13 protein-coding genes, 9 tRNA genes, 2 rRNA genes and 1 pseudogene (1 of these 25 cut by a window edge) are annotated in these 15,174 nt (G+C 38.7%); 7 read left to right on the forward strand and 18 right to left on the reverse strand.

Annotated features, from left to right (window positions below):
• Positions 1-375: 375 nt before the first annotated feature.
• The 5 genes from glmM to sigW all read right to left on the reverse strand — a co-directional run bounded on the left by glmM (position 376) and on the right by sigW (position 5,258).
• On the reverse strand, positions 376-1,722 hold the full coding sequence (gene glmM / locus NSQ61_RS14715) for a phosphoglucosamine mutase (RefSeq protein ID WP_063388716.1): 1,347 nt from the start codon (positions 1,720-1,722) through the stop codon (positions 376-378).
• A gap of 29 nt (positions 1,723-1,751) precedes the next feature.
• On the reverse strand, positions 1,752-3,110 hold the full coding sequence (locus NSQ61_RS14720; RefSeq protein WP_311066748.1) for a CdaR family protein: 1,359 nt from the start codon (positions 3,108-3,110) through the stop codon (positions 1,752-1,754).
• Positions 3,103-3,921, reverse strand: coding sequence for a diadenylate cyclase CdaA (cdaA, locus tag NSQ61_RS14725; protein WP_063388714.1), 819 nt, complete (start codon positions 3,919-3,921; stop codon positions 3,103-3,105). The genes NSQ61_RS14720 and cdaA overlap by 8 nt, the downstream gene beginning before the upstream one ends.
• 156 nt (positions 3,922-4,077) lie before the next feature.
• Positions 4,078-4,680 carry an anti-sigma factor family protein gene (locus NSQ61_RS14730; RefSeq protein WP_311066747.1) on the reverse strand — a complete coding sequence of 201 codons (603 nt, stop codon included), beginning with the start codon at positions 4,678-4,680 and terminating at the stop codon, positions 4,078-4,080.
• Positions 4,681-4,694: 14 nt separating this feature from the next.
• Positions 4,695-5,258 (reverse strand): RNA polymerase sigma factor SigW, encoded by a 564-nt coding sequence (sigW, locus tag NSQ61_RS14735; RefSeq protein WP_340807444.1) that lies wholly within the window; start codon positions 5,256-5,258, stop codon positions 4,695-4,697.
• A gap of 305 nt (positions 5,259-5,563) precedes the next feature.
• Here sigW and NSQ61_RS14740 point away from each other — a divergent pair, with 305 nt between their 5' ends.
• Positions 5,564-6,349, forward strand: a complete 786-nt coding sequence (locus NSQ61_RS14740; RefSeq protein WP_340807446.1) for a MerR family transcriptional regulator — start codon at positions 5,564-5,566, stop codon at positions 6,347-6,349.
• A gap of 78 nt (positions 6,350-6,427) precedes the next feature.
• Here NSQ61_RS14740 and NSQ61_RS14745 read toward each other — a convergent pair whose 3' ends face one another.
• The 8 genes from NSQ61_RS14745 to NSQ61_RS14780 all read right to left on the reverse strand — a co-directional run bounded on the left by NSQ61_RS14745 (position 6,428) and on the right by NSQ61_RS14780 (position 8,271).
• A complete protein-coding gene (locus NSQ61_RS14745; RefSeq protein ID WP_066251730.1) occupies positions 6,428-6,646 on the reverse strand; it encodes a tautomerase family protein in 219 nt (72 codons plus the stop codon).
• A 517-nt stretch (positions 6,647-7,163) separates the two neighbouring features.
• A tRNA-Gly gene (locus NSQ61_RS14750) sits at positions 7,164-7,235 on the reverse strand.
• Between the two features lie 5 nt (positions 7,236-7,240).
• A tRNA-Lys gene (locus NSQ61_RS14755) sits at positions 7,241-7,316 on the reverse strand.
• 355 nt (positions 7,317-7,671) lie between these two features.
• Positions 7,672-7,746 (reverse strand) — tRNA-Gln (locus NSQ61_RS14760).
• Positions 7,747-7,854: 108 nt separating this feature from the next.
• Positions 7,855-7,939 (reverse strand) — tRNA-Tyr (locus NSQ61_RS14765).
• A 12-nt stretch (positions 7,940-7,951) separates the two neighbouring features.
• Positions 7,952-8,024, reverse strand: a tRNA-Thr gene (locus NSQ61_RS14770).
• 95 nt (positions 8,025-8,119) lie between these two features.
• Positions 8,120-8,195: transfer RNA gene (locus tag NSQ61_RS14775), tRNA-Val, on the reverse strand.
• Between the two features lies 1 nt (position 8,196).
• Positions 8,197-8,271 (reverse strand) — tRNA-Glu (locus NSQ61_RS14780).
• An 836-nt stretch (positions 8,272-9,107) separates the two neighbouring features.
• On the opposite strand from NSQ61_RS14780, the gene NSQ61_RS14785 reads away from it, so the two are divergent.
• The 6 genes from NSQ61_RS14785 (at position 9,108) to NSQ61_RS14810 (ending at position 13,540) form a co-directional block, all read left to right on the forward strand.
• Positions 9,108-9,746, forward strand: a complete 639-nt coding sequence (locus NSQ61_RS14785) for a response regulator transcription factor (RefSeq protein ID WP_066251734.1) — start codon at positions 9,108-9,110, stop codon at positions 9,744-9,746.
• A 182-nt stretch (positions 9,747-9,928) separates the two neighbouring features.
• Complete coding sequence (locus NSQ61_RS14790; RefSeq protein WP_066251736.1) at positions 9,929-10,330, forward strand: hypothetical protein; 402 nt, start codon at positions 9,929-9,931, stop codon at positions 10,328-10,330.
• A gap of 169 nt (positions 10,331-10,499) precedes the next feature.
• Positions 10,500-11,258 carry a hypothetical protein gene (locus NSQ61_RS14795; protein WP_066251739.1) on the forward strand — a complete coding sequence of 253 codons (759 nt, stop codon included), beginning with the start codon at positions 10,500-10,502 and terminating at the stop codon, positions 11,256-11,258.
• 52 nt (positions 11,259-11,310) lie between these two features.
• On the forward strand, positions 11,311-12,078 hold the full coding sequence (locus tag NSQ61_RS14800) for a hypothetical protein (protein WP_133309187.1): 768 nt from the start codon (positions 11,311-11,313) through the stop codon (positions 12,076-12,078).
• Between the two features lie 2 nt (positions 12,079-12,080).
• Entirely contained in the window at positions 12,081-12,860 is a 780-nt protein-coding gene (locus NSQ61_RS14805) for a hypothetical protein (RefSeq protein ID WP_066251743.1), read from the forward strand.
• Between the two features lie 32 nt (positions 12,861-12,892).
• Entirely contained in the window at positions 12,893-13,540 is a 648-nt protein-coding gene (locus NSQ61_RS14810; protein WP_130158826.1) for an ATP-binding cassette domain-containing protein, read from the forward strand.
• A gap of 128 nt (positions 13,541-13,668) precedes the next feature.
• Here the strand turns inward: NSQ61_RS14810 and NSQ61_RS14815 are convergent.
• From NSQ61_RS14815 to NSQ61_RS14835, 5 genes and pseudogenes are all read right to left on the reverse strand, one after another.
• Positions 13,669-14,005, reverse strand: a pseudogene (locus tag NSQ61_RS14815) (transposase); the annotation flags it as partial.
• Positions 14,006-14,243: 238 nt separating this feature from the next.
• A tRNA-Thr gene (locus NSQ61_RS14820) sits at positions 14,244-14,316 on the reverse strand.
• Position 14,317: 1 nt separating this feature from the next.
• Positions 14,318-14,392, reverse strand: a tRNA-Asn gene (locus NSQ61_RS14825).
• A gap of 125 nt (positions 14,393-14,517) precedes the next feature.
• A 5S ribosomal RNA gene (gene rrf / locus NSQ61_RS14830) occupies positions 14,518-14,633 on the reverse strand.
• A 95-nt stretch (positions 14,634-14,728) separates the two neighbouring features.
• Positions 14,729-15,174, reverse strand: a 23S ribosomal RNA gene (locus NSQ61_RS14835) (it continues 2,486 nt past the right edge of the window).

Below are 15,174 nucleotides of genomic sequence, written 5' to 3' on the forward strand. Positions count from 1 at the left end.
ATAAACCTCCTCCTCGTCAACTAAGCAGATGTCCGCTCCTGCTTAGTCCAGGCGCTTTACAATAAAAAATTTTCTAACTGCCCACCTTTCTATTCTAGAATGTGCTAAAACAATTTATATATTACAATATGGAAAAGCAGTTCGTCAATTCATTTCTGTCTTTCCATATTGTATTATATGATTTCAAGCGTTTTCTCGATACAATGAATATTCAATAAAGAAAGGGAGCTTGCCTCCCCACAACCTCCTGAAAGTAGCCGGCATCCGCCAGCTACTTTCAGATAAAAATCGAAAAATAAAAGCAAGTGGAGAAAAACGCATTGTTTTTCTCCACTTATTTATTTTAGAGACTTACCGGACAGCCCCGTCTCTTCATCATTCAACGCCCATTTCCGCTTTGATAACTTCCACAATTTTTTTCACGTACCTCTGGCATTCATCTTCCGTCGGCGCTTCGGCCATTACACGAACGAGCGGTTCTGTTCCGGAAGGACGTACGAGAATTCTTCCATTTCCGTTCATTTCTTTTTCTACTTCTTCTATAACAGCTTTTACTTTTTCATTTTCCATGACAGCCTGCTTGTCCTGCACCTTTACATTGATCAAAAGCTGCGGGAATTTTTTCATTTCACTCGCAAGTTCAGAGAGCTTTTTGCCTTTTGTCTTCATTATGTTGACAAGCTGAATCGCTGTTAAAAGACCGTCACCCGTCGTATTGTAGTCAAGAAAAATAATATGTCCGGATTGCTCTCCACCTAAATTGTAGTTGTTCTTCTTCATCGCTTCGACAACATAGCGATCGCCGACAGCGGTTTGAACGCTTTTTAGTCCATTTGCCTCCAAAGCTTTATAAAAGCCTAGGTTGCTCATAACTGTCGATACAACAGTGTCCCCGTTCAGCATTCCCTGCTCTTTTAAATATTTGGCGCAAATAAACATAATTTGATCCCCATCAACAATTTTTCCGTTCTCATCAATGGCAATCAAACGGTCCCCATCACCGTCAAACGCTAAACCTATATCTGCTTCTTTTTCTTTCACAAATTCCGCTAACGTTTCTGGATGAGTAGACCCAACCCCATCGTTAATATTCAGGCCATTTGGAGATGCACCGATTGTCGAAACATCTGCATCCAAGTCGGCAAAAAGATGTGTAGCTAGTGATGATGTGGCTCCGTGCGCACAGTCCAAAGCGATATGTAAACCAGTGAACTCTTCGTCAACCGTCTGTTTTAAATATTGCAAGTATTTTTGTACGCCTTCAAAATAATCGCTCACTTGCCCCAGATCAGAGCCGGTCGGTCTAGGAAGGTTATCTTCTTCTTGATCGAGCAGCGCTTCAATTTCTTCTTCTTGTTCATCGGAAAGCTTAAAACCATCAGGGCCAAAAAATTTTATTCCGTTATCTTGAACAGGATTATGCGAAGCGGAGATCATGATGCCTGCTTCGGCTCCTAATGCCTTTGTCAAATAAGCAACACCTGGGGTGCTAATGACTCCAAGCCTCATTACCTCGGCGCCAATGGAAAGAAGCCCGGCAACTAAAGCACCCTCAAGCATATGACCTGAAATGCGGGTATCCCGACCAATCAACACTTTTGGTCTATTTTTATCTTTTGTTAACACGTACCCGCCAAAGCGTCCTATTTTAAACGCTAATTCAGGAGTGAGTTCACTGTTGGCAACTCCTCTTACTCCGTCTGTACCGAAATATTTTCCCATGAATCATCGCTCCTTTTAAAAAATATCACTTAATTTGAAGCTTCTTCAGCAGACTTTTTCTGTTCAGATGGTTCAACTGAATCGTTATTTTCTTCTATTTGATTTCTTCTTTCATTATCTGCTTCTTCCAACGAGTTTTCTTTATTGGATAAGCGAATCTTCACTTTTTCACTCGATAAAACTGTCGAGAGGTTGTAACGGTTTTTGGCCTCCACATTTACTTCATGTTCTCCTTCATCTAACCCTGCAACATTCACATACAATTCGATATCAGATTCTTTTACGTTTTTCAAAACACTGTCTTTTCCTCGCAAAACAACATCCAGCTTTCCTGTATCCGGATCAATAAATTCAATTTCCTGATCGTTTCCTAAACCGATGACTTTGATCGGCACCTGTTTAAACGTCTTTTCTTCTCGTTTTTCAATATCTATTTTAATTTGAACTTTATTCGGGACTACGTTTGTCACTCCATCCGGAGCCGGAACATCAGCTTCAACTGTCGCATTTTCTTTGATTTTGCTTAAGTCGACAGATACATCATCAATAGACTCTATTTGCTCTAGCACATCCTTTGGACCATAAATTGTCACTTGGCTAGGGATCGATTGAATCGATGATATGCTCAGTCCATCAGAAAGCTTTCCTGTTGTTTTGATTTTTAAGGGTACAGATTTCGATTTCGTTGGGCTTTCTACCGGCACTGTTACGGTAACCGCTGACGGTTCGATTGTAACAGGCAGGATGTTCCCATTTGCATCGTATACTGCCACTTTTGACTTCTGTACAACTGTTCCATCAGCACCTTCCAAACTTACTGTTGCTTTCACAACAGCTACAGCATCAATATGCTCTTTTGCGCCTGTAATTTTTACACTGTCCGGTTTAACAATCGGACGCTCCGCAATGTAGCCTTCCTTCATTTTGTTTTTATTAATAACATCCACTTCAACCGGAAAATTTTCAGATACCTTTTCATGAATACCTACTGTAATGACAGCCGGATCAATGTCAACCTCCAATTGGTCAGACAAGTTTTTATGTTTCAAACGGACACTGTGTGTGCCAACGGATAAATCCGTTAAATCTGCAAAAATTTCAAAGTCCTTGACTTGTTTTGTCGTAGTGACAATACTTTTGGGCCCTTCAATCGTAACGGTGACGGTTTGGGGAATACCGGTGACAACAAATGCACGGTCGTCATAGTATACGTTTACGGGCACATCTGTAATTGTAGCTGTTTCGGTTGTGGATGGCGACTGAAATATATTGTATTTTTCTTCATTATTCGAAGCAGGCGATTCTATATTCACTGAAGCATATAGCATGAGCGCTAGCAACAATGCAATGATGCGCATAAACCAGTTGCTATTCATTAATTTATCCATTCTTTTTCACCCTCCATTGCCAGCGGCTAGAGGAAGCAGCTTTCGTACGGTTAAACTCAGCCAAGAGCATCTCCTTTAACGTTTCTGGAGTTAAATGTCTATGCAGCTCACCATCCTTGGCAATCGATATACCGCCTGTTTCTTCAGAAACAATGATAGTTATACTATCGGTTACTTCACTAATTCCCACTGCAGCGCGATGGCGTGTGCCCAGCTCCTTCGATATAAACGGGCTTTCGGAAAGCGGCAAATAACAGGCAGCAGCGGACACTTGATCTTTTTGTATAATAACTGCACCATCATGTAAAGGGGTATTGGGGATAAAAATATTAATTAATAGTTCAGCAGAAATATGGGCATTTAGCGGTATACCGGTCTCAACATAATCCTCCATTCCTATTTTTCGTTCAATCGAAATGAGAGCACCGATTCTCCTTTTCGCCATATACTCAACAGCTTTTGCTATTGCTTCGGTCATGTTTGTTTGCCCATCATCTTCCTGGCTAGCTGCCCTTGCAAATAGACGCCCCCTTCCTAATTGCTCAAGGGCTCTGCGAAACTCCGGCTGGAAAATAATGATGATAGCCAAAAAACCCCAAATCAACACTTGGTCCATTAACCATTGCAAAGTATTCAAGCCTAAATATTGGCTTAACACTCTAACGATAATGATTACGATAATTCCTTTTAAAAGCTGAACAGCTTTCGTTCCACGAATCACCATAATCAATTTATAGATAACGAACCAAACGAGGAGAATATCAATGACATCTATGAGGTAATGCAAAAGAGAAAAATCCCCTAAGGTCATATTGTTTTCCTCCAATAGTTCATCAAATCGCGATTGATCTATTCTAATCAAACTTCTAGGTTTGAAAATCTCTCTAATCAAAATTCCACTTTATTATATCATAACTTTTCCTAAATGCACTTAAACATAAAAATAGACCATCCTACTAAAGATGGCCTATTGTTTAAAAACCTCTGACAGAGTCGATTTTACTTCATACCACAGCCACTCAAACAATTCGTTTATTTCCTCAACCTCTCCGGTAACTTGACCGGCAGAAGCCAAATATTGGTCTCCGTTAATCACCGTTACATTTCCTTCAACTTTTCCTTCTATTTTAATATCACCGTTTTTAACAGTAATATCACCTTTCACCGTTTCTCCTTCAGGCACAATAACAGTACGGTTGTCAACAACCAAATTATCATACTTTGTTACACTGAATTGGCTTTCTTCATAAGAAGCAAATAAACTTCCAGTCATTAGAATAACAAATAGTGCAGCGGCTGAAAAGAAAGGATGATTTCGGAACCAGCGTCTAGTTGAGACCGTACGCTTTTCTTTCGGCAGTTTTTCTAACACCTTTTGCGTAAAATCTGTCGGTGCTTCAACATGTGAGATACTCTTGACAAACGCTACAGCTTTTTCCAATTCTTGATAATGTGCCTTGCAATCCTCACAAGATTGCAAGTGTTTTTTTAACTCACGGCCTTCATCCTCATGCAAATCCCCGTCCAAATACTTATGGATCATCTCCTCTACATGCTTAGGACATTTCATCTTACTCACCCCAATCACAAATGCCTTAATTGTTTGCGTAAAGCCTCCCGTCCCCGGTGTATTCTTGTTTTAACTGTTCCGATTGGAAGTTCCAATATCTCTGCGATTTCTTGCAAGGATAGCTCCTCAATATATCTCAATACGATGACTGATCGATATTTATCCGGCAGTTTTAAAATTTCTTTTTGAATCGTTTCTTGCAGTTCAATTGCTTCAACTTCTTTTTCAGGCATTGCAATATCAGATGATACTTGGGAGTACATTGTTAAGCCATCAGTCCCCGCAACTTCTGCATCTAAATAATAGTCCGGCTTCTTTTTCCGAATACGATCAATCGATAAATTGGTTGCAATCCGATAAATCCATGTAGAAAATTTTTTGTTCATATCAAATGAATGGATGTTCATATACACTCTTATAAATGCTTCCTGTGCTATGTCCTCAGCTTCATGGACGTTTCCCAGCATTCGATAACAAAGTTGAAAAATTTTATCTTTATATAATTCAACAACTTCTGCAAATGCATTTTGGTCGCCTTTTTTAATTTGTTTGATCTTTTTATTTATAAATTCTTCCATTTTTCTACCTCCGCAGTTGCGGGTACATCATGATACGAATTCGTTCCCCAAAGGTTTCATTTTTTTATAAATCTATTCTAGCAAATTTTAGGAATTTATGTTTTCATCTGCAAGAAAAATTTTTTCCTTTTGTAGCAAAAACCTTTCTTATTCCCATTTCTGGGCTTTTTATAAAGAAACGTCCAACTTGTCATAATGAAAAATGACATTACAAATTTTTTTCAGAGGGGTTGCACCTCACGCTGCGTTAGGTATTATGATCACAATAGGTTTATAAAGATAAGTGTTTTGGGGGCGATGTTAAAGTGAAGGAAGAGTCTTACTTTACGATTGGCGAATTTTCTAAAAAGACGGGAACAACAATCCGAACATTGCATTATTATGATCAAATTGGACTGCTCAAACCGAAAAAAAATCCTCGTTCTGGACACCGATTATACTCTGCTCATGATGTATTGACACTTCAAAAAATAGTCAGTCTTAAATTTTTAGGATACAGTTTAGAACAAATCAAAGAGTTAATGAATGAAACCAACTTCGATTTAAACTTAAAGGAAACTTTACAGTTCCAAAAAGAAGCGCTTGAAGAACGAAAGGAACATATTGAAGAAGTGCTCAAAGCCATTAAACGAATTCTCACGATTTTAGAAGAAGAAAAAGAAGTGGATAGCAATGTTTTAATGAGTCTTATTCAGAGCATACAAACAGAAAAAGAACAGCGCAAATGGTTAGAACATTATACATCAAAAGAAGTAGCTGAAAAGCTTTTTGATCAGCCTGAAGAGGTAATGATCTCCCTTGACAAAGAATACATCCAATTATCCCAAGAAACAAAAAGATTGGCAGGAAGACCTGTCGATGATCCTGAGGTAGAAGCGTTAGTCGAAAAATATATGAAAACAATATTAGAATTTATCGGAAAAGAATTAATTAGTGCTATCGGGAATTTAGATGAAGCTGAAATTAAAACTATTGAAAATAAATTGGCATCTCCATTTACACAGGAGGAAGAGGAGTGGCTTCAGCAAGTGATGGAACATTATGCGATGAAAGCTGGGTTTCTCCAAGATGAAAATATTGACCGACTTTAGGCAAATGAAAAAACTTCACCTCCCCTTTTCCAATTGGGGAGGTCATTTTTTATCTTTGAATTACAGGATGATGGATATTCATTCAGCTCCCATTTTCCCGAAACCTTCCCCAAATTTTATCGAGTGAAGTGTTCCGCCGGAAGCCCAATTATCTCTTTCATATTCATCGAAAACTACTGTAACCCATTCTTCTTTCACGTTTAGTATTTGCGCTGCTGCTTTTGTTATTGCCTCAGTAAACTGCTGTTTCTGTTCTGCGGTTCTTCCTTTAGCCAGCTTTACGTTGATAAAAGGCATCGAATCACACCCCCTTTAAGCCATTTGAATTTATAAATGGTGTCGAAATTTATTCGTCCTCATCCGGATCTGTGCTATTTCAAAAAATGAAACAAGACAGAAGTTTGTCGATATACTTCGTCACAACGCCCGTAAAAACCTTTGCTGGGCAGTCATTGTATGCAAATGTTTTACACAAATCATCCTCTACAGCAACAATCTTCTGGAAAAGAGACTAATTTTTAAAATCAACCAAAAAATCATTTAGGTCATGGTTCCATTTCGGAACAACCGCATTACCATTCTTAAATGGAAAAATACAATTCGCCTTCAATGGTATATCCAAATTTAAAAGGCTGTTATGGGACTAAAAAGGCGAATGCTCCTGCATATAGTCTATTACATTATTTTGAGATTCAAAAGCGAGGATTAGATATAATCGAAGGATTAGTAACATTTCAAATAAAAAATCCTGACAATTTCTTGTCAGGAATTAAGTTCATCTTATTTTATAAAGTTTTCCCCGTTGAATTTAAAAAGCGGAAGACGGGACTCGAACCCGCGACCCCCACCTTGGCAAGGTGGTGTTCTACCACTGAACTACTTCCGCACAAATGGTGAGCCATGGAGGATTCGAACCTCCGACCCTCTGATTAAAAGTCAGATGCTCTACCGACTGAGCTAATGGCTCATAAAAAATTTTTTCTTCTAATCCATTTTTCATTTGTCAGATGTCCCTTCCTCTTCCTGATTTTTCGAGGATGCTGGATGCGTCGGGACAACTCGTCGCCTATTCGATGAAGCCTTGCTCGTTGCTCTACCGACTGAGCTAATGGCTCATAAAAAAATTTTTTTCTTCTAATCCATTTTAAAATTTGTCAGATGTCCCTTCCTCTTCCTGATTTTTCGAGGATGTTAGATGCGTCGGGACAACTCGCTGCTTATTCGACGAGGCTTCGCCCTTTGTAAAATCTAGTTAAATCTTACTTTCTATCTAACATTTTTACAAAAAAAAGAACAGACATGAACTGTCTTTTTATAATAAATGGCTGGGCTAGCTGGATTCGAACCAGCGCATCACGGAGTCAAAGTCCGTTGCCTTACCGCTTGGCTATAGCCCAATATCACCATTCATCTCTTGACTAATTATATTGTACCAATAAAAAAATCACTTTATACAACATTTTGTTGTTTAATGTGATTTCAATGTTTCATAACATTCTTCGGCATGGTGGAGGGGGACGGATTCGAACCGCCGAACCCTAAGGGAGCGGATTTACAGTCCGCCGCGTTTAGCCACTTCGCTACCCCTCCGATTATTAAAAATGCCGGCGAGAGGAATCGAACCCCCAACCTACTGATTACAAGTCAGTTGCTCTACCAATTGAGCTACACCGGCGCAATAAATACTTTAAATCACACTCAGTTTTTACCTTTGTTTAAATTGTTATGCCAAACTCATTAAACTTGCTTAAGAAAAGCTTGTTTAGTACATGGTGGAGGATGACGGGATCGAACCGCCGACCCCTTGCTTGTAAGGCAAGTGCTCTCCCAGCTGAGCTAATCCTCCATGGTGACCCGTACGGGATTCGAACCCGTGTTACCGCCGTGAAAGGGCGGTGTCTTAACCACTTGACCAACGGGCCAATAACATCATTATCAAAAAGACAAATTAAATTATATATAACAATTTACTTTTTGTCAATTATAAAATCATTTTTCCTTCACAAGTTTTTTATTAAGCAATCGACGAGTATTAGTATAGAGAAAAAATGGTTTATTGTCAATATGAAGATTGAGCCAAGCATTTGCAGGAGGGATTCCATAATAATGCATACAAATGATAAAGATAGCCCCAAAGTAATTCCCCAGTCCTACTTAATCTCTTCAATGCTTGATGGATAAGGGTTTTCACTTTATTTTTTAGGTACATGGTACGGTCACGTGGGCTTCGTTTATTGTTCTCGTGATCTTTTCGATGTAGTGTTTGAATGGGCTTCTTGAGATTTTTTCCATCTTTCTACTTGTCCAATAAGCGTTTTGATGGCTAACTTTTTCTAATGCTGCCACCAAGGCCGTCATCATCGCACCGGTACCTTGATCCACCCAGTTCCGCCCATTTTCAAATGTTTCGCAAACACACTCATCGTTCTTTCTGTACTCTCCATTGGACGCATTCCGGTCATGTCTATTCCTTTTTCTCTCAGCTATTTCTGGATTTGCTATAAAAAACCTCCTTATATCTATTCTTGAGGAGATTATCTCATAATCTTACAGAGTCTAGAAGATTGGCTAAATTTGACGCTTACTTTTAAGGGGAAACGTTCCAAAAAAGGTTAAAATTATAAAAATCAGAAACAATTCTGAGAGATCTGACGTTTTAATAAGTAGAAAGTCCTTCACTAGAAGTTATGTCCGATATTTCGAATTATCCATGTTTTTTAAGGCAACGAGCGTGAAGAGAGGTGTAAAAAGGTGCGTTATGAAAAAAATACGTGTACTGTTGATTGAGAAAGACAAAGATGAGTTGTTAAAAATTTGCTCTAGCGTTAAAAATGAGACCGACATAGAAATAGTAGGAGTCACGTGCGAGCTGAAATGTTTAAGTGATTTTATTAACCGTATACATGTGAATATTGTACTAATGAATATCAGATTAGTAAAAGATACAGAAAAAATCAAAGTAATAAAATCTGTTACTGAAAAAACAAAAGCACAGCTGATTATTTTAAATGATCAGATTGACAATCGATTGATTTTTGAAGCTTTTATTGCCGGGGCAATCTGTTACATAGACAAATCCTATAATCATATTCCAAATGTAATACGCTTAGCGTATCAAAAATGGTCACTTAAAAGTGCTTATGTTGAATCTGTTATCCGTAAGGAGTTTTGTCGCTTAAGACAACTAGAGATCCACTATATGAAGGAGAGATTAACACAAACAGAACAAAAAATATTAAAGCTGATTGCTGAAGGCTATAAGCAAAAACAAATAGCAGAAATATTAATGGTAGAAATTAATACAATAAAAAAGCACATTACTAATATTTTGAAAAAGACGGGGGAAAAAAGAAGCAAAGAAGCAGCCCGAAAGGCCCGGGAATGGGGGTTAATTTAAAAGGTGGCAAGAAAATTTGGGACTTTTTTCAAATGTGGATTCTACTCTATCATAAGTTTAGGTGATCACCGTTCTGTATTGTTAGAAAATGTGAACTGTAAAAACAGGTAGCTAGCACCTTACTCGAAGGATTCTCGCGGGAATTCAGGAATTTTAATGCGGAAAAACGAGGAGGGTTTTATGTGAAAAAAAAATGGTTAAAAATTGCTTTAACTTCTATTCTAGCTGTAGGAGCATTAGTGCCTGTTGCATCAGCTGCTAACTACAAATTTCATTTTGATGTGACAACAAACTTTTTAACTGGACGTGCTTATACTAACTATGCATGGAAATTTACAGATAAAGAGAATCCAGTTGTTAAGATTACTAGTATAGATTCGAATTGGACAGCAGGAGTAAGAATGGAAAATTCGGAAGGTGCGAAAAGAAGTAGTAATCTTTATACTAAAAAGGCTGGTAATTACACATTAACAAATAATGGAGCTAAGGCCAGTTATAAGTACCGTTTGAAAATCTGGAAAGAAAAAGGAGGTAAATTTGACCGCTTTACGATGAAAGGGAAATGGAACCCAGATACGTATTAACTTAACTCTTTCAATTTCGATTCCGTAGCATATCGCATTTCTGCAATGTAGAAATGCGATATGCTTTTAAAGTAGTTTTGATAGTTATCAATCAGAAAGCGAGTGAAAGATAATGCTCTTACTGGAATTAAAAAGGGGTTTATTGAATAAGTGCATGTTAGTTTCCTGTATGTTTGCTCTTGTATTAATATTTTTGACAGCTTATGACAGGTATTTGTATGATGTTTTATTTTTTGACCCCGAAGCTCCTGATATACGAGGTAATCATCAAGCGATTCAAGATATTATAGGTGAAATACACAACAAATATAATATTTGGGAGAGCAGTTTTTCATACATAGGTATATTTTTTCCTTTAATTGTTGTGTTTCCATATGCCGCTTCCTATTTAGAAGAAAAGAATCAGAAGTTTCATTACTTTATACAAACAAGGAAATCTTTTGACCATTATGTTAGGAACAAATTCTTGGCCGCCACTTTAACTGGGGGGCTTGCTATCTTCATCCCAGAGTTTATCTTTTACGCTATAATTTCTATTTTTTTTAATAATGATGCCGATTCCCCCTATCGACAACTGCAGGAAGAAGGCATATTCTACACATTGTTCAACACACAGCCTGAATTGTATATTTGGATCAAATTTTTAACGCATTTTTTGCTTGGGGCGTGTTTCGCCTGTATCGCTTTATGCCTTTCCACCTTCGTCAAGAAGAAAGCAATTGTATACGTTGGGCCATTTCTGATTTTCGGTATTTGGGAGATCACCGCAGGAGCCATTCTGGATCAATATCAGTTTTCTCCATCCACCTGGTATGATTTATGGCCTGAAGTTTCGCCATTCTATGTATACGGGTCAATGATCACGATTTTGATTACAGGTTATGTAATTTTTATTTGGAGAACGAGACGGGTGAGAATTGATGACTAATGCCAATCCCCTGAGCACTAAGACCATTCTTTTAAACTGTATGAAACACAAAGTGAAGCACGTAGTTCTGACTCGAAAAGCTGTTTTGTTTGTATTGCTCGTATGTTTAGCAACTTTTCTGGCCAATAGCAAATTAGAGCATATTGACAACCGTTTCCTCAATATGTGGGATTTAATCTTCGATATGCTGTATCATCCTTACTACCAATTGTTCTTGTTTTTGCTGTTCTTCCTGTTTGTGTTAAGTGATATTTGCGATGATCGGCCGATAACTCTCTATGTTCTGCTGCGTTTAAATAAAAAATCGACTTGGTTACTTTCCAAAATATTCCTAATACTTTTAATAAGTACACTGTACACGCTCGTATATCTTTGTATTATTACTCTAATTTCTCTTTTATTATACGGTTATAGCATCCATTGGAGTCCAGGATCCTCCAATCTTTACCACGGGGAGCTTATTGGGCATATACAACCAGTTACTGGTTTTATTCTGTTAGCTATACGATATGTCTTAAGTATTTGGTTTCTCAGCATCCTATATTTGTTTGTTTATGCGTCAGCAGATGGTTATCGCATCGTCAAAGCAGTATCGGTGACGGTGATGCTTCTTGTTATTAACCATTTATTTGCTTATAGGTTTTTTGTATCGTATGCTCCGTTTTTGTATATCCATAACGGTTATCTCGTGACGCTTAGGCTGAATGAAAACGGATTCCAATCGGCAATGGTGTTGAATGCAGCAGCCGTTTCTCCTATAGTTTTAATGCTTCTCGTCTTGTGGATGAGAAAATCAAAGCTGGAATTTGGGGGATCTTGAATATGATCAGAGAATGGAAAGCCCTTGTTCAGTTTAATATGCGCTACTTTACTTATCATCAGTGGCTTCTGGCGATCGCAGTGTTCGTCATCTCTAATTTGGTCACACTTCTATATTATGGAGATCTTGTCTCATCCACTATAGATGCATTCATCTTCCACTTTGCCGTGTTCGAGGGGGCGGATATTTTAACGATCATTCATACATTGCTCCCTTTTTTCGTATTAGCGTATATTGTTGACTTATACATGGAAAACAATTTTCATGAGAATTTACTGTATACTTTGCTGCGGATATCTAACAGGAACGCGTGGGCATTGGCCCATTTGACCGTCTTATTTGCCATTCATGTTGTGTACCTATTTTTTTATTACAGTCTGTCCTGGTTCATTTTGCATTCTATTTATAAGTCAGGTGATATTACAGTCCAGTATTGGGCAGGTAAATTGTCGTCAAAAGATGTATATTCACAATGGTTATTTCTATTCCTTTCATGGATTATCCAGCTAATCGGCTCTTTTAGTATTAGTTTGTGGCAAGTATATATCAACCTCCTTACCCAAAAAAGCGGTTACGGGTACTTCTCTGCTGCTTTAATGTACATCATTCCTTTCATTTTTGGGAATGTGAATCTATGGATTGGAAGCCATGGCAGACTTGTAAACTATGACGTGTTGGCTCCAGGTAGCGGGAGTCATTCAATCGCTGGTTTTGTCTTTTTTCATGTTTTATGGATTCTTCTGTTCATTTATTTGTCGTATCGCGTTATGACGCGACGTTAGATTGCTGAATTTTCAAGGAAAGGTGATAAACTATGGCAGTTGTATTGCAGGTAAGGAACTTGAGCAAAACATTTAAAAAGGAGAAAGTATTTAATAATATAAATCTTGATATTGAAGAAGCAAAGATTTACGGGTTTGTCGGGCATAATGGGAGTGGTAAATCAGTTTTCTTTAAGATACTTTGCGGCATTTTACTCCCAGACCAAGGAGAAATAAAAATTTTTGGAAATATTTTAGGGAAGGATATTGACTTTCCCACTGAAGTTGGTGCTGTTATCGAGACACCAGGATTCTTGTCCGATTACTCCGGATTTAAAAATTTAAAATACTTAGCTTCTATACGCAATAAGATTAGTGATAAGGAGATTATAGAAGCAATTCAAAGTGTCGGTCTAGATCCGAACAGCAAGAAAAGTGTGAAAAAATATTCTTTAGGTATGAAACAAAGATTGGGTATCGCACAAGCAATTATGGAGAAGCCGAAAATACTCATACTAGATGAACCAATGAACGGTCTGGATAAAACAGGAGTCAAACAGATAAGAGAATTGCTGTTGTCATTGAAAAAACAGGGGACAACCATCTTATTGGCGAGTCATATCAGTGAGGATATTCACATACTATGTGATAAAGTGTACGAATTTGATAATAAAACACTTGTGGAAGTAAATAAACTCTAGATTTCACTTAATCAGTCATTCCGAAAAAGGGTTGAATTCATACGTGCTACTTGAAGCACTTGAAAAGACAGTTCAATGGCTAAACGGCAGATGTCACCGAATTCTTTGGAACTCAAGTCAAAACGATTGGCATTTCCTAAAATTCGTTCGATAAACTTGCCAATTTCACGTGTACTCATGTCACTTTGATACATCTTGATGATCGCTTCCTCGAGCCAGCCGGTATGGCGTTGGTAAGGGGGAACAAATGCGTTTGAAATTCTCCGTTCCGGTGATCCGACCTTATTGTGTATCTGGATTTCGTTAATAGTAGCCGTTTCTCATATTCGATGTTCCAGCTTGTTCAATCTCGAGGAATGTTTCATTTCTTCCCACATTAATCAGCTCTAATTTTTCATTCACAAACTGACGAATGGCACTTTCCTGTTGATTAGCCCAGTCACCATTCGGTATTCTTTTAGACATAGGTAGGGTTCTCTGGAATATTTGGCCAAATCAGAAAATACCCTACCTTATGCTTTACACAAAATTTTATACATCATCCTTTTGGCCGACATAAATTTTATCGAGGTCTTTTATATTTTTTTAAAAATAATATAAAAGATCTTATTGCCGTCAAAATGTTGTTGAAGAATAATATAAAAACAAAAAAAGGCTCCCTCGCACATCGAGAAAACCTTGTTATTTCAACGTTTTTCATCAAAGCTTCCAACCGGGCTCGAACCGGTGACCTCTTCCTTACCATGGAAGTGCTCTACCAACTGAGCTATGGAAGCATGGCTCCGCAGGCAGGATTCGAACCTGCGACCGTTCGGTTAACAGCCGAATGCTCTACCACTGAGCTACTGCGGAATATTTTAATAAACCATATTTTGGTTCACATACAGCTCAATCAGTATATCAAAATGACTTCAAAAGAATGTACTCTTGTATGGTTCTCTACAATAAGCCCAGCTTTCAAAAAGAATTTAAAGGCAGCCTGGCAGCGTCCTACTCTCACAAGGGACAAACCCTCACTACCATCGGCGCTGAAGAGCTTAACTTCCGTGTTCGGGATGGGAACGGGTGTGACCTCTTCGCCATTGCCACCAAGCAGCCTTTTCTGTTTTCCTTCCTGTTGTCAAATGACATCGGAATGTCATTCTTTCAAAACTAGATAACGTTTCTTTCACGAATAGATGCTCTTTCTTGGTTAAGTCCTCGATCGATTAGTATCCGTCAGCTCCACGTGTCACCACGCTTCCACCTCGGACCTATCTACCTCGTCATCTTCAAGGGATCTTACTCGCGTTTAGCGATGGGAAATCTCATCTTGAGGGGGGCTTCACGCTTAGATGCTTTCAGCGCTTATCCCTTCCGCACATAGCTACCCAGCGATGCCCCTGGCGGGACAACTGGTACACCAGCGGTGCGTCCATCCCGGTCCTCTCGTACTAAGGACAGCTCCTCTCAAATTTCCTGCGCCCGCGACGGATAGGGACCGAACTGTCTCACGACGTTCTGAACCCAGCTCGCGTACCGCTTTAATGGGCGAACAGCCCAACCCTTGGGACCGACTACAGCCCCAGGATGCGATGAGCCGACATCGAGGTGCCAAACCTCCCCGTCGATGTGGACTCTTGGGGGAGATCAGC

This window comes from Aeribacillus sp. FSL K6-1121 (genome assembly GCF_038003725.1).
GTDB classification, from domain to species: Bacteria; Bacillota; Bacilli; order Bacillales; family Aeribacillaceae; genus Aeribacillus; species Aeribacillus composti.